The 17,702-nt window shown below is 63.3% G+C and carries 16 protein-coding genes; 7 read left to right on the top strand and 9 right to left on the bottom strand.

Annotated elements, in window-relative coordinates; genetic code table 11:
- Positions 1-4 precede the first annotated feature (4 nt).
- Positions 5-2,338, bottom strand: a complete 2,334-nt coding sequence (rnr, locus tag AC1RKJ_RS04010) for a ribonuclease R (protein WP_492789712.1) — start codon at positions 2,336-2,338, stop codon at positions 5-7.
- A complete protein-coding gene (gene topA, locus AC1RKJ_RS04005; protein ID WP_492789711.1) occupies positions 2,338-5,145 on the bottom strand; it encodes a type I DNA topoisomerase in 2,808 nt (935 codons plus the stop codon). The genes rnr and topA overlap by 1 nt, the downstream gene beginning before the upstream one ends.
- Positions 5,146-5,389: 244 nt before the next feature.
- On the opposite strand from topA, the gene AC1RKJ_RS04000 reads away from it, so the two are divergent.
- Positions 5,390-5,608: a hypothetical protein gene (locus AC1RKJ_RS04000; protein ID WP_492789709.1), complete on the top strand. Its 219-nt coding sequence runs from the start codon at positions 5,390-5,392 to the stop codon at positions 5,606-5,608.
- A 9-nt stretch (positions 5,609-5,617) separates the two neighbouring features.
- Here the strand turns inward: AC1RKJ_RS04000 and AC1RKJ_RS03995 are convergent, their stop codons facing one another.
- Positions 5,618-6,067 (bottom strand): winged helix-turn-helix transcriptional regulator, encoded by a 450-nt coding sequence (locus tag AC1RKJ_RS03995; RefSeq protein ID WP_492789707.1) that lies wholly within the window; start codon positions 6,065-6,067, stop codon positions 5,618-5,620.
- 104 nt (positions 6,068-6,171) lie between these two features.
- Between AC1RKJ_RS03995 and AC1RKJ_RS03990 the strand changes: the two genes are divergently transcribed.
- The gene (locus AC1RKJ_RS03990; protein WP_492789706.1) at positions 6,172-6,945 is read left to right on the top strand and encodes an SDR family oxidoreductase; all 774 of its coding nucleotides are present in this window, start codon (positions 6,172-6,174) and stop codon (positions 6,943-6,945) included.
- A 3-nt stretch (positions 6,946-6,948) separates the two neighbouring features.
- Here AC1RKJ_RS03990 and dprA read toward each other — a convergent pair whose 3' ends face one another.
- From dprA to AC1RKJ_RS03970, 4 genes are all read right to left on the bottom strand, one after another.
- Positions 6,949-8,073: a DNA-processing protein DprA gene (dprA, locus tag AC1RKJ_RS03985; RefSeq protein ID WP_492789704.1), complete on the bottom strand. Its 1,125-nt coding sequence runs from the start codon at positions 8,071-8,073 to the stop codon at positions 6,949-6,951.
- A gap of 65 nt (positions 8,074-8,138) precedes the next feature.
- Positions 8,139-8,729, bottom strand: a complete 591-nt coding sequence (gene plsY, locus AC1RKJ_RS03980) for a glycerol-3-phosphate 1-O-acyltransferase PlsY (RefSeq protein ID WP_492789702.1) — start codon at positions 8,727-8,729, stop codon at positions 8,139-8,141.
- Between the two features lie 6 nt (positions 8,730-8,735).
- The gene (locus AC1RKJ_RS03975) at positions 8,736-10,037 is read right to left on the bottom strand and encodes a dihydroorotase (protein WP_492789700.1); all 1,302 of its coding nucleotides are present in this window, start codon (positions 10,035-10,037) and stop codon (positions 8,736-8,738) included.
- 4 nt (positions 10,038-10,041) lie between these two features.
- On the bottom strand, positions 10,042-10,995 hold the full coding sequence (locus AC1RKJ_RS03970; RefSeq protein ID WP_492789699.1) for an aspartate carbamoyltransferase catalytic subunit: 954 nt from the start codon (positions 10,993-10,995) through the stop codon (positions 10,042-10,044).
- A 185-nt stretch (positions 10,996-11,180) separates the two neighbouring features.
- On the opposite strand from AC1RKJ_RS03970, the gene AC1RKJ_RS03965 reads away from it, so the two are divergent.
- From AC1RKJ_RS03965 to AC1RKJ_RS03950, 4 genes are all read left to right on the top strand, one after another.
- Positions 11,181-11,924, top strand: coding sequence for a M15 family metallopeptidase (locus AC1RKJ_RS03965; protein WP_492789697.1), 744 nt, complete (start codon positions 11,181-11,183; stop codon positions 11,922-11,924).
- 95 nt (positions 11,925-12,019) lie between these two features.
- A complete protein-coding gene (locus tag AC1RKJ_RS03960) occupies positions 12,020-12,304 on the top strand; it encodes a hypothetical protein (RefSeq protein ID WP_492789695.1) in 285 nt (94 codons plus the stop codon).
- 65 nt (positions 12,305-12,369) lie between these two features.
- The gene (locus tag AC1RKJ_RS03955) at positions 12,370-14,019 is read left to right on the top strand and encodes an acyl-CoA dehydrogenase family protein (RefSeq protein ID WP_492789694.1); all 1,650 of its coding nucleotides are present in this window, start codon (positions 12,370-12,372) and stop codon (positions 14,017-14,019) included.
- A 30-nt stretch (positions 14,020-14,049) separates the two neighbouring features.
- A complete protein-coding gene (locus AC1RKJ_RS03950; protein WP_492789693.1) occupies positions 14,050-14,832 on the top strand; it encodes a CPBP family intramembrane glutamic endopeptidase in 783 nt (260 codons plus the stop codon).
- Positions 14,833-14,886: 54 nt separating this feature from the next.
- Here AC1RKJ_RS03950 and AC1RKJ_RS03945 read toward each other — a convergent pair whose 3' ends face one another.
- Positions 14,887-15,813: an AEC family transporter gene (locus AC1RKJ_RS03945; protein WP_492789692.1), complete on the bottom strand. Its 927-nt coding sequence runs from the start codon at positions 15,811-15,813 to the stop codon at positions 14,887-14,889.
- A 3-nt stretch (positions 15,814-15,816) separates the two neighbouring features.
- On the bottom strand, positions 15,817-16,308 hold the full coding sequence (gene ruvX, locus AC1RKJ_RS03940; protein ID WP_492789691.1) for a Holliday junction resolvase RuvX: 492 nt from the start codon (positions 16,306-16,308) through the stop codon (positions 15,817-15,819).
- A 172-nt stretch (positions 16,309-16,480) separates the two neighbouring features.
- Between ruvX and AC1RKJ_RS03935 the strand changes: the two genes are divergently transcribed.
- Positions 16,481-17,557 carry an NAD(P)H-dependent flavin oxidoreductase gene (locus tag AC1RKJ_RS03935; protein ID WP_492792641.1) on the top strand — a complete coding sequence of 359 codons (1,077 nt, stop codon included), beginning with the start codon at positions 16,481-16,483 and terminating at the stop codon, positions 17,555-17,557.
- Positions 17,558-17,702 lie beyond the last annotated feature (145 nt).

Here is a 17,702-nt window from a genome sequence, read left to right as displayed (position 1 = left end):
GACATTATCCCTTCTTCCGTTTGCGCCCCTTGCCAGTGGCAGGCTTGCGCGATTTTTTCTTTCTGTCGGCCTTGTCGCGCCCCGGCCGGGATTTACCGCCGGGATGCGGCTTGGTATCGCGGCCGGTGCGGATGCGGCCGCCGCGCGGAGCAGGTCGCCCCTCGGACAGCAACTCGAACCGCAGCGCGCCCGCCACCGGCGCAGCTTCTACCAGACGAACCTGCACCACGTCACCTAGCCGATGCATGGCTCCGCTGCGCGATCCGATCAGGGCATGGCGGGCTTCGTCGTAGTTGTAATATTCGCTTCCCAGCGTGCGAACGGGAATGAGGCCGTCGGCGCCGGTATCCGTCAGTTTTACGAACAATCCTGCGCGTGTGACGCCCGAAATCCGCCCTTCGAACGTCGCGCCGATCCGATCCGCGAGAAAGTGCGCGATCAGGCGATCGGCGGTTTCGCGTTCCGCCTTCATGGCACGGCGCTCAGTGAGCGAAATGGCCGCGGCGACCTCGGTGAGTGTTTCAAACGTCTCGGTGTCGGGCAACGCGCCTTCGCCGAGCCCGAGCGCGCGGATCAGCGCGCGATGCACGATCAGGTCCGCGTATCGCCGGATCGGCGAGGTGAAATGCGCGTAGCGGCGCAGGTTGAGACCGAAGTGTCCGTAATTCTCGGCGGAATACTCGGCCTGCGCCTGCGAGCGCAGCACGACCTCGTTCACCATCGACTCCGCGTCGCGGCCTTTCACCTGCACAAGAATGCGGTTGAAGACCGCAGGCCGCAGCGCGCCCGTGGCGGAGAACGGCATGTCGAGGGTCTTGAGAAATTCGGTCAGATTGTGAACCTTCTCGACCGACGGCTCGTCATGCACGCGATAGATCAGCGGCAATGCTTTCTTTTCAAGCGTCTCGGCTGCGGCGACATTGGCGAGGATCATGAATTCCTCGATCAGGCGATGCGCGTCGAGCCGCTCTGGCGTCACCACACGGTCGACGGTGCCGTCCGTCTTCAGCAGGATTTTCCGTTCAGGCAAATCGAGATCGAGTGGATCGCGCTCGTTGCGCGCGCGCTTGACCACCGCATAGGCGTCGTAAAGCGGCTTGAGGATCGGATCGAGTAGGGGCCCGGTGATGTCGTCGGGCCGCCCGTCGATGGCAGCCTGCGCCTGCGCGTAACTGAGTTTCGCGGCCGAGCGCATCAGCACGCGGTGGAACGTATGCGAGCGCTTGCGGCCGTCCTTGTCGATCACCATGCGTACGGCGAGCGCGCCGCGCGGCTCGCCTGGCTTCAGCGAACACAGGTCGTTGGAGATGCGCTCCGGCAGCATCGGCACGACGCGGTCGGGGAAGTAAACCGAGTTGCCGCGCTTGAGCGCTTCGCGGTCCAGCGGCATTTGTGGCCGCACATAAAACGCGACATCGGCGATGGCGACGTTGACGATGTAGCCGCCCTTGTTGTTCGAGTCAGCATCGGGCTCGGCGTGGACCGCGTCGTCGTGGTCTTTCGCATCCGGCGGATCGATCGTGATGAGCGGCACGTCGCGCCAGTCCTCGCGGCCGCTGAGGGTCGCAGGTTTCGCGTCTTCGGATTCCGCAATGACGTCGGCAGGGAATTCCTGCGGGATCTCGTGCGAATGGATCGCGATCAGGCTGACGGCCTTCTCGGTCTTCAGCGAACCGAGGCGTTCCTTCACGCGGCCCGATGGCAGTCCGTAACCGCGCGAGCGCATCAGTTCGACGCTGATGAGGTCGCCGTCCTGCGCGCCGCCTGAATCGTTGGCGGCGATGGCCAGCTCACGGCCAACCTGTTTCTTGTCGATCGGGATCAGCCGGCCGTCACCATTCGGCAGTGAGCGGAAGATTCCAAGGACACGGGTCTTGGCCTTGTCGAGCAGTTTGATGACACGGCCGCGATAGGCTTTCTCGTGCTTGCTGTCGGGCTTCTCGACGCGCAGCAATGCGCGGTCGCCGACGCCTGCGGCTGTGCCGGGTGGCGGGCGGCGCGGGACGTGAATGCGGATGACCGGGGCAGGGCCGTCGGTTTCCTCCAGCCATTCGGCCGGAGACGCAATCAACTCGCCGTCCTTGTCGCGTCCGGTGATGTCGGCGACGATGGTCGGCGGCAGGGATTTCGGCTCCGCGACTTTCTTGCCGCGCTTTTCGATCAAGCCTTCGTCGGCCAACTCGCGCAGGATGCGCCGCAGCGCTGCGCGGGACTCGTTCTTCAATCCGAACTGCTTGGCGAGTTCGCGCGTGCCGGCTTCACCGGGTTGCGCCTTGACGAACGCGACAATGCTCTCCCTGTCGGGAAAGACGTTTGTCGCGTCGCTTTTCTTTTTCATTATCCGCGTGCTTTACCGGCGCTTTTCTTTTCAGCGACTTTGGTGATTTTGGCCGCTGCAACTTTCGGCGCTGCCGCCTTGGTGGTCTTGGCCTCCTTGGCGGCCTTCAAAGAGACCGGCTCGGCAGCATCCTTCTTGGGCGCAGCCTTTTTCGCCGCCGGCTTGGCGGCGGCTTTCTTTTTCGCAGCCGGCTTCTTCGCAACCTTCTCGGCACCGTTGAGATCGCTGGTCGCTGCCGCGGCTTTTGCCTTGGCAGGTTTCTTCGCAGCTTTCTTCGCGCCGCGCTTCGGCTTGCCGCCGCCCTTGGTTGCACGCTCTTCAATGAGCGCGATGGCTTCGGGCAGCGTGATGGTCTCGGGCGTCTTGTCGCTCGGGATCGTGGCGTTGATGCCATCGATGGTGACGTAGGCGCCGTAGCGTCCCGTTTTCACCATGATGGTGCCGCCACGCGCCGGGTATTCTCCGACAGGCTTGCCGGGGTCCGCGCCGAAGCGGCGGCTGGGGCCTTTCAGAACCTTTTCGGCGATCAGCGTCACCGCGCGATTGAGACCGACATTATAAACGTCGTCGCCGGCCTCCAGGCTTGCATAGGTCTTGCCGTGGCGCACGAACGGGCCGAACCGGCCGATGCCGGCGGTGATGACTTCGCCATCTTCCGGATGCGGTCCGATATCGCGCGGCAGCGACAACAGCTTCAGCGCCAGTTCGAGTTCAACATCGGCGGGCGACATGTTTTTCGGAATGCCGGCGCGCTTCGGCTTCTCGTCTTCGCCGTAGTCCTTGGCGTCGCCGAGCTGGATGTAGGGGCCGAAACGTCCGGCCTTGACCATGACCTCAAGGCCCGAGACCGGATCCTTGCCGAGCGGACGGTCGCTTTGCCCGCTCGAAGCGGCGAGGGGCCGGGTGTAGCGGCACTCGGGATAGTTCGAGCAGCCGACGAAGGCGCCGAACTTGCCGGCTTTCAGATTGAGTTTGCCGTTGCCACAGCTCGGGCACTGGCGCGGATCGCCGCCATCGGCACGGGGTTCATAGATGTGTTCACCGAGCATCGCGTCGAGCACGTCGAGGACTTCGGTGACGCGCACATCCTTGATGTCGTTGACCGCGCCGATGAAATCCTTCCAGAAGTCGGCAAGCACCTGCTTCCACGAGATTTCGTTGTTGGAAATCTTGTCGAGCTTCTCTTCGAGATCGGCGGTGAAGTCGAATTCCACGTAACGCGCGAAATAGTTCTCCAGGAACGCGACCACGACGCGGCCCTTGTCCTCGCCGTGCAGCCGCTTCTTCTCGAGCTTCACGTAACCGCGATCCTTCAGCACCTGAAGAATCGACGCATAGGTCGAAGGCCGGCCGATGCCGAGTTCTTCCATGCGCTTGACCAGCGAGGCTTCCGAGAAGCGCGGCGGCGGCTCGGTGAAGTGCTGGGTGACGTCGAGTTTCTCGCGCTTGAGGTTTTCGCCCTGGTTGATGACTGGCAGGCGCTTGCTGTCCTCGTCCTCCGGATCGTCGTCGCGGCCTTCCTGATAGACCGCGAGGAAGCCGTCGAACTTCACAACCTGACCGGTGGCGCGCAATTCGAGCACCCGCGCGCCTGCCTTTGCGGCGATGTCGACGGTGGTGCGCTCCATCTCGGCGGATTCCATCTGGCTTGCGACGGTGCGCATCCAGATCAATTCGTAAAGCCGGGCCTGATCGTTATCGAGCCGGGCCTTCAGCGAAGACGGACGGCGCGACAGGTCGGTCGGGCGGATGGCTTCGTGCGCTTCCTGCGCATTCTTGGCCTTGGAGGTGTACTGGCGCGGCGAATCCGGCACGTAGGCCTTGCCGTAGTCCTCGCCGATCACCTTGCGGGCCTGCGTGATGGCGGACGGATCGATCTGCACGCCGTCGGTACGCATATAAGTAATGAGTCCGGTGGTTTCGCCGCCGATGTCGATACCTTCGTAAAGGCGCTGCGCGATGCGCATGGTGTGCGCAGGCGCGAAGCCGAGCTTGCGGCTGGCTTCCTGCTGCAGCGTCGATGTCGTGAACGGGGACTGCGGATTGCGGCGTGCGGGCTTGGCTTCGACCGTGGTGACGGTGAAGTTGGCGGCTTCAAGCGCCTTCTTGAAATCCTCGGCTTCCGCGCCGGTGCCGATATCGAGGCGCTGAATCTTCTTGCCGTCTGCGCCGACAAGGCGCGCCTCGAAGGATTCACCGCGCGGCGTCGCCAGCGTGGTGAGCAGCGACCAGTATTCGCGCGGTACGAACTTTTCGATTTCGAGTTCGCGGTCGCAGACCAACCGCAAGGCCACCGACTGCACGCGGCCGGCCGAACGCGCGCCGGGCAGCTTGCGCCAGAGAACGGGGGAGAGGGTAAAGCCGACCAGATAGTCCAGTGCGCGGCGCGCCAGATAGGCATCGACCAGTGCGCCGTCGATCTGGCGCGGGTTCTTCATGGCCTCGGTGACGGCCTGCTTGGTGATGGCGTTGAAGACGACACGCTCGATCTTCTGATCCTTGAGCGCGCGTTTCTCCTTCATGATCTCGAGCACATGCCAGGAAATGGCTTCGCCTTCGCGATCAGGGTCGGTGGCGAGGATCAGCTTGTCGGCGCCTTTGAGCGCCTTGGCGATTTCGTTGAGACGGCCGGCCGCCTTGGGATCGTTTTCCCAGATCATCTGGAAATTCGCCTCCGGATCGACCGAGCCATTCTTGGCCGGAAGGTCGCGGACGTGACCGTATGAGGCCAAAACCTCGTAGGAGGAGCCCAAATATTTGTTGATCGTCTTGGCCTTCGCAGGCGACTCGACAATGACGAGATTCATAAGATTCCAATGACTTACAGGGGATACGCGGGCCGGAATCGCAAGATTCCATCAGGCTGGCTTGCCCGATACATGGGTAAAAGGGGGTCCTCTGTCAAATCGTGAGATGGTGATCGCTCCGGCCTTGGTTACCGAATTCGCCCCTAGGTTGTATTTTATGGGTACTTGCGATTGTGCAATTTATACGTGTATCATATAAAAATGCTCTTAAATTGACGATTCTGGCCTTGAAGGGTTTGCATAGATGGCCGCGCGCGACGGTCGCAGCGATTTCTTGCAGACCGATCCCGCGACCGCCGATGGCGGTCCGGCGGAAGCGGCGAGCTTCATTGCTGAGGCGGTGGCGGAACTGGCGCAGCTCTCGCGTACCCATCGGCTGGATATGCTGACGCATCTGCTCGAAATGGCGCAACTCGAGGCCAATGATTTCGCCCGGCGGCAAGCGCGGCCCGGTCGTTTCTAGTTCAGGGGTTCAGGCTGAAGCCGGGGTCGCGATCCGTGTGTCGGTCTGATCGATCAGACGTCCATCCTGCGCGCGGATCTCCAGCGTACGAAGCGGCAAACCATTCTTCCGGTCGACCAGCGCGCTGAATTCCTCGCCCGGCTGAATCACGAATTGCTCGCCCCACTGCCGCAACGCGACCAGCACCGGAAAAAGTCCGCGCGCCTTCGCCGTCGGCACATAGTCCTGATAGGCGCCGCCGTCCGGCGCCGGGCTGATTTCGAGAATGCCTTCCGCGACCAGCGTGCGCAGGCGCACGGTGAGGATATTCTTCGCCACCCCGAGATTTTTCTGAAACTGGCTGAAGCGCCGCGCGCCCAGCAGCGCGTCGCGCACGATCAGCAGCGACCACCAGTCGCCGATAACGTCCAGCGACCGCGCGATGGGGCACAGATCGCCTTGAAGACTCTTGCGTTTCACGAGCAGACCCTCCGGTCACGACATTGTGGTTGCATCATAAAACTAAAAGCATTACTCAGCAAGTGTGGTTTCATTATTAAACTAGATTGAACCAGGAGAGTTCCATGCGATTGAAGGGCAAAACCGCGCTGATCACCGGCGGCAACAGCGGCATCGGCCTGGCCACCGCCAAGCTGTTCGCAGCTGAGGGCGCGAAAGTCGTCATTACGGGCCGGGATCAGACAAGGCTGGATGCGGCCGCCAAGGAACTGGGTGCCAACGGTTTTGCCGTTCAGGCCGACACGAACGACATAGGCGCTTTGGAGAAGGCGTTCGCGGAGGCCGCCGCGAAGTTCGGCAAGCTCGACATTCTCTTCGCGAACGCGGGCATCGCGGGCAACACGCCGGTCGGCGGCACGACGCTCGCGGCGTTCGAGAGTGTGATCCGCACCAATCTGACATCGGTGTTTTTCACGGTGCAGGCAGCGCTGCCACATCTCAACGACAACGCGTCGATCATTCTCAACGGCTCGGTCATCTCCGTGCTCGGCAATCCGGGATATTCGGCTTATGCGGCGACCAAGGCCGGCGTCCGCGCGATGGCGCGCGTGATGGCGTCCGAACTGTCGCCGCGCGGCATCCGCATCAACGTCGTCGCACCCGGCGGCACGCGCACGCCGATCTGGGGTGCCGCGATTGCGACGCCGCAGGCTGAGCAAGCGCTTGAAAAGCGGTTCGCTTTGTCCACGCCGCTCGGCCGCATGGGCGAAGCAGATCACATCGCCAAGACTGTCTTGTTTCTGGCGTCGGACGATGCCGCGCATGTCCAGGGTCAGGAGATCTTTGTCGATGGCGGCGCGACATCATCGCCGGCCGGCGCGCCGATCTATCGCGGATAGGAATTAGAGAAGCGAAACCATTCCGCCGCCGTGGCGTTCCAGCCGTCCTGCCAGCTCGAGTTCGAGCAGGACGGTTCGCGTCACTGCGGCGGAGACACCCGCCATGCGAATGAGATCGTCGATGCCGACGGGTGAGGGGCCAAGTAGATTGACGATGCGGGCGCGTTCGTCGGCGGCGGGTTCGTCGTCCATCGGCTGACTGTCGTCGGATTCGCTGATCGGCAATTCGACCGGACGTCCCATGATCGGCTGCACCGCGTTGATGACGTCGGCCGCCTCCGTCACCAGTGCCGCGCCTTGCTTGATGAGATCGTTGGTACCGGCGGCGCGTGGATCGAGCGGCGAGCCGGGCACGGCGAACACCTCGCGGCCCTGCTCGTTGGCAAAGCGCGCGGTGATGAGCGAGCCCGAGCGATGCGCAGCCTCGATGATGACGACGCCGAACGAGACGCCCGAGATCAGCCGGTTGCGCCGGGGAAAATCCCGCGCACGCGGGCCGTGGCCGAGTGGCATTTCGGAAATCGCGCCGCTGCCGGATGAGATGATCGCCATCAGCAGGTCTTCGTGCTCGGGCGGATAGATCTTGTCGTGGCCTCCAGCCAGCACGGCGACGGTGCCGCTCTCAAGCGTGACGCGATGCGCCGCCTGATCGATGCCGCGCGCCAGCCCCGATGCGATGACGAAACCGGCGTCACCGAGATCACGCGATAGCGTCTGTGCGAATTTCAATCCGGCGCCTGAGGCGTTGCGTGAGCCGACGATGCCGATCATCGGCCGCATCTCGACTTCAAGCGCGCCGCGGACACCAAGCAGCGGCGGTGCATCGTCGATCAGGACGAGGCGAGGCGGGTAACCGGCTTCACCGGGCGCGAGCAGCGTGACGCCGATCCGCCTGCTGTTCGCGATCTCGCGTTCGGCATCGGCCTGCGTGCAGATCCGTCCGGGTTTTGCCGCGCCGCCGCGCCGCGCGAGATCAGGCAGACGGTCCAGCGCCGCGCGTGCACTGCCGTAATGATTGACGAGGGAGCGGAAGGTACGCGGGCCGACATTGTCGGAACGGATCAGGCGCAGCCAGTCGATGCGCTGCGCGTCGGTCAATCTGGTCGTGGCTGACGTTTTGATGTCCACGCGGCCCCCGTGGGACGGGAGTGTTGCGCAACTTCAGGATGTGGACAATCCCGGTTGCGAAGGAATTACCCCTTCTTCCCGATCTTCCCCTCGGTGCCGTCCATCAGCCGCTTGATGTTGGCGCGGTGCATGATCCACAACACGATGGACATCACGGCGAACACCAGCGCGAGCGTCACGTGCTGCGACCAGAACAGCATCAGTGGAATGACCGCGCTCGCGATCAACGCCGCCAGCGACGAATAGCGGAAGATCAGCGCCACGGCGATCCAGATGCCGCAGAATGCAAGCGCGGCCGGCCAGAACAATCCGAGCAGCACGCCGATATAGGTGGCGACGCCTTTGCCGCCCTTGAACTTCAGCCATACCGGGAAAAGATGACCGGCGAACGCGCCGACGCCTGCTGAAATCGCCGCATCGGGTCCCGCGACATATCCCGCGACGATCACGGCGAGCGTGCCTTTCAGCATGTCGCCAAGGAGTGTCGCGGCGGCGAGACCCTTGTTGCCGGTGCGCAGCACGTTGGTCGCGCCGATGTTGCCGGAGCCGATGGAGCGCAGGTCCTGCGTGCCGGCGAGCTTTGTGAGGATCAGCCCGAACGGCACCGAGCCGCACAGGTAACCGAAGGCCAGCGCCAGCAGGAGAGTGCCGATCATGTTGCCTCACACATGTTCATAGACCGTGCGTCCGCCGACGATGGTGCGCGCGACGCGGCCCGTAAAGCGCGCTTCATCGAACGGCGTGTTCTTGCATTGCGACTTGAGGTCCGCCGGATCGAGCACCCACGGCGTGTCGAGATCGATCACGATCACGTCGGCGGGCGATCCCGGCCGCAGCGATCCACCGGGCAGCCCGAGCAATTCGGCGGGGCGCGTGGACATGGCGCGGATCAACGCTTTCAGTTCGAGGTCGCCGGAATGAACGAGGCGCAGTCCTGCGGACAGCATGGTCTCCAATCCGATGGCTCCGGGGGCGGCTTCCGCGAAAGGAAGGCGCTTCACCTCGACGTCCTGCGGATTGTGATCCGACATGATGACGTCGATGAGCCCGGATGCGACGGCCGCGACCAGCGCGAGACGATCGGTCTCCGTGCGCAGCGGCGGCGACAGCTTGAGGAAGGTCCGGTAGGGGCCGATGTCGTTCTCGTTCAGCGTCAGGTGATTGATCGAGGCCGACGCACTGACGTTGAGGCCGGCTTCCTTGGCGCGCTTCAGGACATCGAGCGAGTCGATGCAGGTCAGCGAGCCTGCGTGATAGCGCCCGCCGGTGAGCGCCACGAGGCGCATGTCGCGCTCCAGCACCACGGCTTCGGCAGCGTTGGGAATGCCGAACAGGCCGAGCCGCGAAGCAAGTTCGCCTTCGTTCATCACGCCTTCGCCGATCAGATGCGGGTCCTCGGTGTGATGCACGATCAGCGCATCGAAATCGCGGGCGTAGGTCAGCGCGCGGCGCATCACCAGAGCGTTCATCACGCTGCTGTCGCCGTCGGTGAAGGCCACCGCGCCCGCTGCTTTCAGCAGGCCGATCTCGGTCATTTCCTCGCCCTTCATGCCCTTGGTCAGCGCGGCCATGGGATGAATGTTGACGATGGCGGTGTCGCGCGCTCGGCGCAGGATGAAATCCACCGTCGCGGAATTGTCGATGACGGGCTTGGTGTCGGGCTGGCAGACGATGGTGGTGATGCCGCCCGCCGCTGCCGCCAGACTCGCTGAGGCAATGGTTTCCCGGTGGCCGGCACCGGGCTCGCCAACGAAGGCGCGCATGTCGATCAGGCCGGGGGCGACCACCTTGCCGGCGCAATTAATAATGTCTGTGCCTTCGGGGACTCCGGCGACACCGATGCCACGCCGCGCGTCGCGGATGGAGCCATCGGCAATCAGCACGTCGCCCGGTCCGTCGAGATCGCGAGACGGATCGATCAGGCGGGCATTGGCGAGCAGGATAGGGCGGCGATCGTTTCTCATGATGTCACGCGTTCGGCAGGTTGCGGGCGAGTGCTTCGAGCACCGCCATGCGCACTGCCACACCCATTTCGACCTGTTCGCGGATCAGCGACTGCGCGCCGTCCGCGACGATGGAGTCGATCTCGACACCGCGATTCATCGGGCCCGGATGCATGACGAGCGCATCGGGCTTGGCGTAACCGAGTTTCTTCTGGTCGAGGCCGTAATAGTGAAAATACTCGGAGCTGGACGGCACGAACGAGCCGTTCATGCGTTCGCGCTGCAACCGCAGCATCATCACGATATCCGCGCCCTCGAGACCTTCGCGCATGTCGCGCGCGACCTCGACGCCCATGCGCTCGATGCCGGACGGCAGCAGTGTGGAGGGCGCAACCACGCGGACGCGCGCACCCATCGCATTGAGCAGGATGATGTTGGAACGCGCGACCCGCGAATGCAGCACGTCGCCGCAGATTGCCACCAGCAGACCCTCGAGCCGGCCCTTGTTGCGGCGGATGGTGAGTGCGTCGAGCAGCGCCTGCGTCGGATGCTCGTGCGCGCCGTCTCCGGCGTTGATGACGGAGCCGTCAACCTTCTGGGCGAGCAGTTCGCACGCGCCGGACGCGTGATGGCGCACCACCAGAATATCCGGATGCATGGCGTTCAGCGTCACCGCGGTATCCATCAGGGTCTCGCCCTTGCGGATCGATGACGAGGCGACCGACATGTTCATGACGTCGGCGCCGAGCCGTTTGCCGGCGATCTCGAACGAGGATTGCGTGCGCGTGGAGGCTTCGAAGAACAGGTTGACCTGGGTGCGGCCGCGCAGATTGCTGCGCTTTTTATCGACCTGCCGGTTCAGTTCGACGAACTCTTCGGAGAGGTCCAGAAGGCCGGTGATATCGGCCGCGGAAAGGCCCTCGATGCCCAGCAAATGCCGGTGTCCGAGGACGAAACTCGATTTCGATGCAGTTGTCATTAAAGCAAGAGCTATAGGGAGAGTTGCCCGGCTGAGCAAGGTGGATTCGGCACTTCTGGAGTTTTCCCCCGCTGATGTCCGGGCAGGGTAAACAGGCCGAAAGCACGGTGCGGAACATTGCACTTATCGTATTTTTGCCGTCATGGCGGGGGTTGTCCCCGGCATGACATATCGGACGCCGGGTCATGAAATTTGCAATTGCAGTCTTGCTAAACGGCCTCTGGATGGCTGCCGCCATCGCCCAGCCATTGCCCGCCGATTTCGTCCACCTGCGCGATATCGATCCGACCATCATCCAGGATATGCGTTATGCCACGGCGAACAACTTTGTCGGGCGCGTGCTGAACGGCTACGAGGCGGGGGAGTGCATCGTGACCCGCAGCGTCGGCGCGGCGCTGAAGCGCGTGCAGCAGGATCTGAGACCACGCGGGCTATCGCTCAAGATGTACGATTGCTATCGCCCGCAGCGCGCAGTGGATGACATGTATGCGTGGGCGCAGGATGGACGCGAGACACCGGCGCAGCGGCGTTACAATCCGAAGATGAGCAAAGCCGATCTGTTTCGGCTCGGCTATATCGCCCGGCGCTCGGGGCATTCCACCGGCAACGCGGTAGACCTGACGCTGGTGCGGTTGCCTGCGTCCGCGCCGCCGCCGTTCGATCCCAATGCGAACTATGCCGACTGCACCGGCCCGGCGAATCTGCGTGCGCCGGACTCAAGCGTCGATATGGGCGCCGGTTACGATTGCTCCGACGAGAAAGCGCATACCGGCTCGAAAGCGATCACTGCGTCGCAGCGACAATGGCGCGCCACGCTGGTTTCCGCGATGGCGAAGCAAGGATTCGCGAACTACCGGCTCGAATGGTGGCATTTCTCGCTGCCGGGCGGAGGCCATGCGACTTTCGATTTTCCGGTGAGGAATCGGTAGCTCTGTGGCGGTTTTGGGCTTGAATTGCGGCGCGCCGATCATACTTCAAAAAGACGCGCAAACGCAGCGTGTCTGATTTAAGAAAGGCCTCCATCATGAGCAGAGGCGCTATCGCGATCACCGTCAGTCTTCTGGCCATCCTTGCGGCGACGATATGGTGGGCCTGGCAAGGCTGGGTTGCACATTCCGACGTGCAAATGTCCATTCATGGCTACATCGCCATGGGACTGGGAGTTTTCTTCTCGCTGGTTATTGGCTTCGGCTTGATGGCGCTGACATTCTACAGCAGCCGTCGGGGGTACGACGATCTTCCGCAGGCCAAGGAAAAGTCGATCGAACTGTCCGGCGATAACGAGCCGGCGACGCGCAAGATTCCCTGACTGAACCTGCGTGAAACGTACCGCGATCCGGTGTAACCTGTTGTTCTCAGCTCCGGGAACAACTCATGACGCAATCGATTCTCGCCGCCACAACCGAAGTCTTCAATCAATCGCCTCCGTTCGAGGATGTCGATCTGTATTCGCTCGATCGCCCGCTCGCGGAAGCGGTTGCGGCGAACGGCGGAGAGGGCGCGACAGCGGAGCTTGCCGATTTCGGCCGGCATTGGGGTTCGGCGGCGATGGCGCAGCGCGGCCGCATCGCCAATGAGAACACGCCAAAATTGAAGACCTACGACGCGCGCGGATTTCGGCGCGACGAGGTCGAATTTCATCCGGCCTATCATGAATTGATGGCGCATAGCGCCCATGCCGGACTTCACAACGCGACGTGGAACGAGAGCGGCGAGGCCGCGGGCGGCGCGTCCGAAGTGGTGCGCGGCGCGAAATTTTTCATCGCTGCACAGGTCGAGACCGGACATCTGTGCCCGATCACAATGACGCGCGCTGCGGTCGGCGCGCTGTCAGTGGATCCCGCGTTGCGCGCCAAGGTGATGCCGGTGCTCGGCACGCGCTCTTACGATCCGGCGTTCGCGCCGTGGTGGACCAAGCGCGGCATGACCATGGGCATGGGCATGACGGAGAAGCAGGGCGGCACCGACGTGCGCGCCAACATCACCCGCGCCGTGCGCGACGGCGACGCTTACCGCATCACCGGGCACAAATGGTTCATGTCGGCGCCGATGTGCGACGCATTCTTGGTTCTCGCGCAGGCCGAAGGCGGGCTGACCTGTTTCTTCATGCCGCGTTTCGCGCCGGACGGCTCAGTCAACGGCATTCACTTCCAGCGTTTGAAGGACAAGCTCGGCAACCGCTCGAATGCGTCGTCGGAAGTTGTTTTTGAAAATGCTTACGCGCTGCGCCTCGGCGACCAGGGGCGCGGCGTGCCGACCATCATCCAGATGGTTTCGCTGACCCGGCAGGATTGTTCGCTGGCGTCCGCCGGTCTGATGCGCTCGGGATTGGCGCACGCGCTGCATCACACGCGCCATCGCAGCGTGTTCCAGAAGCATCTCGCCGATCAGCCGCTGATGCGCAGCGTACTCGCCGATATGGCACTGCATGTGGAAGCCTCAACCGCGCTGGTGATGCGGTTGTGCCGCTCGTTCGACCGCGCGCCGACGGAGCGCGCCGAAGCGGCCTATATGCGATTGCTGACGCCGGTGGTGAAATACTGGACCTGCAAAAGTTCACCGGGTTTTCTCTACGAGGCGATGGAGTGCCTCGGCGGCAATGGCTACGTCGAGGAGGGCATCCTGGCGCGGCATTATCGCGAGTCGCCGGTCAACGCGATCTGGGAAGGTTCCGGCAACGTGATGTGTCTCGACGTGCTGCGCGCGCTGTCGCGCGAGGCGGATGCCGCGGCGGATGTGCTGCGCGGCCTTGTCGATCACACAAGGGGACTTCCCGGCGTGGTCGAAGCAGTGGCGTTCATCGCGAAGTCTTTCCGCCAGCCTGACGCCGAACGGGTTGCCCGGCTCGCGGTGGAGAAGCTGGCGCTGGTTGCGGCAGCCGCCGCGCTCAACGAGGTGTCGCCGAAACATGCCGAATTGTTCGCGGCGACGCGGCTCGGTGCGGATCACGGCAATCTCTACGGCGCGGTCGATCTTGCAAATGACGACATCCGCGGTTTGCTGGATCGCGCATTACCTGCTTGACCGTACCAGCGAATTGCCGGAGCGCCCACGATGACTGTTGCCGAAGGCCCTGCCGACCTCGCGCCGGTGTCGCCACCGGGCAAGAGCCGCGAGCCGCGGGTCTGGAAATTTGTCGGAACCAGTCTGTGGGGTCTCGTGCTGTTCGGCGCGATCTTCCTGGGGCAGATCACCGTGGTCGGCTGGTTTCTCCTGCGCGCAGGCGATGCCATCGACGGCCAGTCCATGCAGGCCGTGGCAGCCAACGGCCGCGTTATTTCCTTGTCGGTCATCATGGGTCTGCCGCCGGTTCTGCTCGTGCTGTGGGTCGCAATACGATGGTCGGGGGTTTCGTTCGCGGATTATCTCGCGTTGCGCTGGCCTGCGTGGTGGACCCTCGCGAAGGGTGTCGGAAGCCTCTTCCTGTTGATGGTTGCTTGCGAAATCGTCTCACGGCTCGCCGGCCGCGAGCCATCGCCCGGGTTCATGGTCGATGTTTTGAAAACGGCGCGGGCCGACGGGGCGCTATGGCTGTTGGTCTTCGCGTTCTGCGTGGCCGCGCCAGCGATGGAGGAATTCTTCGCGCGCGGGTTTCTCTACCGCGGATGGTCGGAGTCGTTTCTGAGGCCGGCCGGAGCGATCATCCTGTCGTCGACCGTATGGACGGCGATGCATCTGCAATACGACTGGTTCTTCCTGGGGCAGGTGTTCTCCATCGGACTGCTGCTCGGCTACCTGCGGTATCGCAGCGGTTCGACCTGGCTGACGGTGATCCTGCACGGCATCAACAACCTCGCCGCGACGGTGCAGAGCTTTCTGCTCGCGAATGGGTCGTAGGCGTTTTTCGCTGGACATGATCCTTTCCGAAAACCGGTGCCCACTTTTCGGGGATCATGTCACCAGCGTGATGATGATGGGCATGGTGATGACGGCGAGCGCGGTTTGCAGCGTCAGGATTTCGGCGACCAGCGGTGCGTCGCCGCCCATCTGCCGCGCCAGCACATAGGCGCTGGACGCCGTCGGCACCGAAGCGCAGCACGCGACGATCGCGAGATTGGGCCCGGTGAGCTTGAACGCGAGCCCGAGCCCGATCGCGAATGCGGGCATTACGATCAGCTTCAGCACGCAGGTCAGAAGTGCGGGCGCATCAGGGCGCAGCACGCCCTTGAGTTGCAATCCAGCTCCGACCACCAGCAGTCCCAGCGCCAGCGACGAGCGTCCGAGAGCGTCGATCAGATCGTTGACGAAGGTTGGAAAGGAAACTCCGGTCAGGTTGGCCGCGAGTCCGAGCGCACACGCCCATATGAATGGATTCTTCGCGATCGTCAGAAGAATATGAGCCCACGACAGCCGGGTGGGCGCGGCGTAGTGCGCGAGAACCCAGACGGCCATGATGTTGAGAATGGGGATCATCGCCACCATCGCCACGGAAGCGAGGGTGAGCCCGACCGCGCCATAAAGATTTCCCGCCACCGCGAGCGCGACGTAGGTCTGCCAGCGGCAGGCGCATTGAAAGACCGATGTAAACGCTGGTCCGCTGACGCCCATCCGTTTCATCAGAACGGGCCGCAATGCAAAGCACAGTCCTGCCATCAGCAGCACCGCAATCAGCAGCGCACCGCCGACGCCCGCGACCGGGACGCTGGCGAGATCGGCGCGCGCCAATGTCTGGAACAGCAAGGCTGGGAACAACACGTAGTAGACGAGTTGTTCGACCCCGAGCCAGTGAGCGTCTTCCTTCAGCAGGACGCGCTTCAGGCAAAATCCCATGACAATCAGAAGAAACACCGGGAGCAATGCGGCAGCCACGAGCAACATCGGTTACGGCTTTCCCGGCACTTGCCGCAGTACGGACAGGCGGTCCAGCGCGCCTTGCAAAATGAAAATCGCGGCGTGTTCGTCGATCACCTTGGCGCGTCTGGCGCGGCTCATATCCATGTCGATCAGTTCGCGTTCCACCGCGACGGTGGACAGCCGCTCGTCCCAGAGCCCGATGGCAAGCTCCGTGAGCCTGGAAAAATTCCGCGCGAAGGCGCGGGTCGATTGCGCGCGCGGTCCCTCGCTGCCGTCCATATTGATGGGCAGGCCGAGGATGAAGCCCGCGACGTTGCGCTCGGTGGACAGTGCGAGCAACCGTGCTGCATCGGCGGTGAAGGTTTTGCGCTGAATAGTCTCGACGCCGGTCGCAAGTTTGCGGTCGGGATCGGAGACGGCGACCCCGATCGTCTTGGTGCCGAGGTCGAGCCCGATCAGGGCGCCTCGGACGGGCCAGAGCGCGGCGGCCTCGGTCAACGGGAGAATGGATGCAGGCATGGTCTTCGCTTAACACGCAGCACGCCGGTGGTGCAAAGCGCAGTTGCACGCCACACGCTGCGAAAGGGGCATAGCCGCCTTGTCCGGCGACATGCTAGATCTGGGCCTGCCCCGGCAACGATGCCGCCGCCAAATCCCCATCGCGCGAATTCCTGTCATGAATGAGCAAACCATGTGGCCTGACCGCAGACTTCTCGACCTCTTCAAGATCAGCGTTCCAATCGTGCAGGCGCCTATGGCGTCCGCGATGGATTCCGAGCTTGTGATCGCAGCCAGTGAGGCGGGGGCGCTCGGTTCGCTGCCCTGCGCGACCATTTCAGTCGAAAAGGCGCGCGAGCAAATCGGCATCATCCGTCAACGCGTCACCGCGCCGCTGAGCATGAACTTCTTCTGTCACACGGCGGTCGATGTCGATCCGGCGCGCGAGGCGGGATGGCGCAAGCGGCTGACGGCTTACTTTGAAGAATTGGGACTCGACCCGGGCATGTCGGTGCCGGCGGCCAATCGCGCGCCGTTCGATGCGGCGATGTGCGAACTGGTCGAGGAGATGAAGCCTGAGGTCGTCAGCTTTCATTTCGGCCTTCCCGACAAGACGCTGCTGAAGCGCGTCAAGGCAACCGGATGCGTGGTGATCGGCTGCGCTACCGTGGTGAAGGAAGCGGTCTGGCTCGAGCAGAACGGCGTGGATGCCATCGTTGCGCAAGGCGCAGAGGCGGGCGGTCATCGTGGAATGTTCCTCACCGACAACATCGCCTCGCAGCCCGGCACGATGTCGCTGGTGCCGCAGGTGGTAGATGCGGTGCGCGTGCCAGTGATCGCGGCGGGCGGCATCGCCGATGGACGGGGCATCGCGGCCGCCTTCGCGCTGGGCGCGGCCGGTGTGCAAATCGGAACAGCCTATTTGCGGACCCCGGAATCCAGGGTCAGCGCGTTAGGGCAGGCGGCTATTGCCGGGGCCACGGACGATTCCACTGTCATCACCAATGTCATGACGGGCCGTCCGGCGCGCGGCGTCGCCAATCGTGTCATGCGCGAAGTCGGGCCGGTGTCGTCCGATGCGCCGACGTTCCCCCATGCAGCTACGGCGCTTGCGCCGCTCAAGGCGGCTGCGGAAAAGCAGGGACGGGTGGACTTCACCAATCTTTGGGCCGGTCAGTCGGCGGCGCTTGGCCGTCAGATCGGCGCGGCGGACCTGACGCGTGCGCTGGCCGCCGAAGGTCTCGCTTGTCTGAAGCGACTGGCGGAATAAATATTCCGCAGCGGGTTTGACATTCTGAACGGCTCCGCATACCCGCGCCAGCGGTTTGGCGATCTGCCCGTTCTTTATCTCTTGCCCGCCGGATCGACTGCTGTTGCCCTTCACGACGGCCGGGAAGGATGTGGAACACATCCAT

Source organism: Afipia sp. GW822-FHT04G07, assembly GCF_058800765.1.
The sequence above is the reverse complement of the archived record's forward strand: the minus strand, read 5'-3'. Positions and strand labels throughout refer to the sequence as shown.

Excerpts from the sequence above, each read along its gene's own strand:
- AC1RKJ_RS03950 (WP_492789693.1), top strand. The coding sequence starts at position 14,050 with ATGACTGTTGCCGAAGGCCCTGCCGACCTCGCGCCGGTGTCGCCACCG.
- AC1RKJ_RS03955 (WP_492789694.1), top strand. The coding sequence starts at position 12,370 with ATGACGCAATCGATTCTCGCCGCCACAACCGAAGTCTTCAATCAATCG.
- AC1RKJ_RS04000 (WP_492789709.1), top strand. The coding sequence starts at position 5,390 with ATGGCCGCGCGCGACGGTCGCAGCGATTTCTTGCAGACCGATCCCGCG.
- AC1RKJ_RS03965 (WP_492789697.1), top strand. The coding sequence starts at position 11,181 with ATGAAATTTGCAATTGCAGTCTTGCTAAACGGCCTCTGGATGGCTGCC.
- AC1RKJ_RS03945 (WP_492789692.1), bottom strand. The coding sequence starts at position 15,813 with ATGTTGCTCGTGGCTGCCGCATTGCTCCCGGTGTTTCTTCTGATTGTC.
- rnr (WP_492789712.1), bottom strand. The coding sequence starts at position 2,338 with ATGAAAAAGAAAAGCGACGCGACAAACGTCTTTCCCGACAGGGAGAGC.
- plsY (WP_492789702.1), bottom strand. The coding sequence starts at position 8,729 with ATGATCGGCACTCTCCTGCTGGCGCTGGCCTTCGGTTACCTGTGCGGC.
- AC1RKJ_RS03935 (WP_492792641.1), top strand. The coding sequence starts at position 16,481 with ATGTGGCCTGACCGCAGACTTCTCGACCTCTTCAAGATCAGCGTTCCA.
- AC1RKJ_RS03970 (WP_492789699.1), bottom strand. The coding sequence starts at position 10,995 with ATGACAACTGCATCGAAATCGAGTTTCGTCCTCGGACACCGGCATTTG.
- AC1RKJ_RS03960 (WP_492789695.1), top strand. The coding sequence starts at position 12,020 with ATGAGCAGAGGCGCTATCGCGATCACCGTCAGTCTTCTGGCCATCCTT.
- ruvX (WP_492789691.1), bottom strand. The coding sequence starts at position 16,308 with ATGCCTGCATCCATTCTCCCGTTGACCGAGGCCGCCGCGCTCTGGCCC.
- topA (WP_492789711.1), bottom strand. The coding sequence starts at position 5,145 with ATGAATCTCGTCATTGTCGAGTCGCCTGCGAAGGCCAAGACGATCAAC.
- AC1RKJ_RS03990 (WP_492789706.1), top strand. The coding sequence starts at position 6,172 with ATGCGATTGAAGGGCAAAACCGCGCTGATCACCGGCGGCAACAGCGGC.
- AC1RKJ_RS03975 (WP_492789700.1), bottom strand. The coding sequence starts at position 10,037 with ATGAGAAACGATCGCCGCCCTATCCTGCTCGCCAATGCCCGCCTGATC.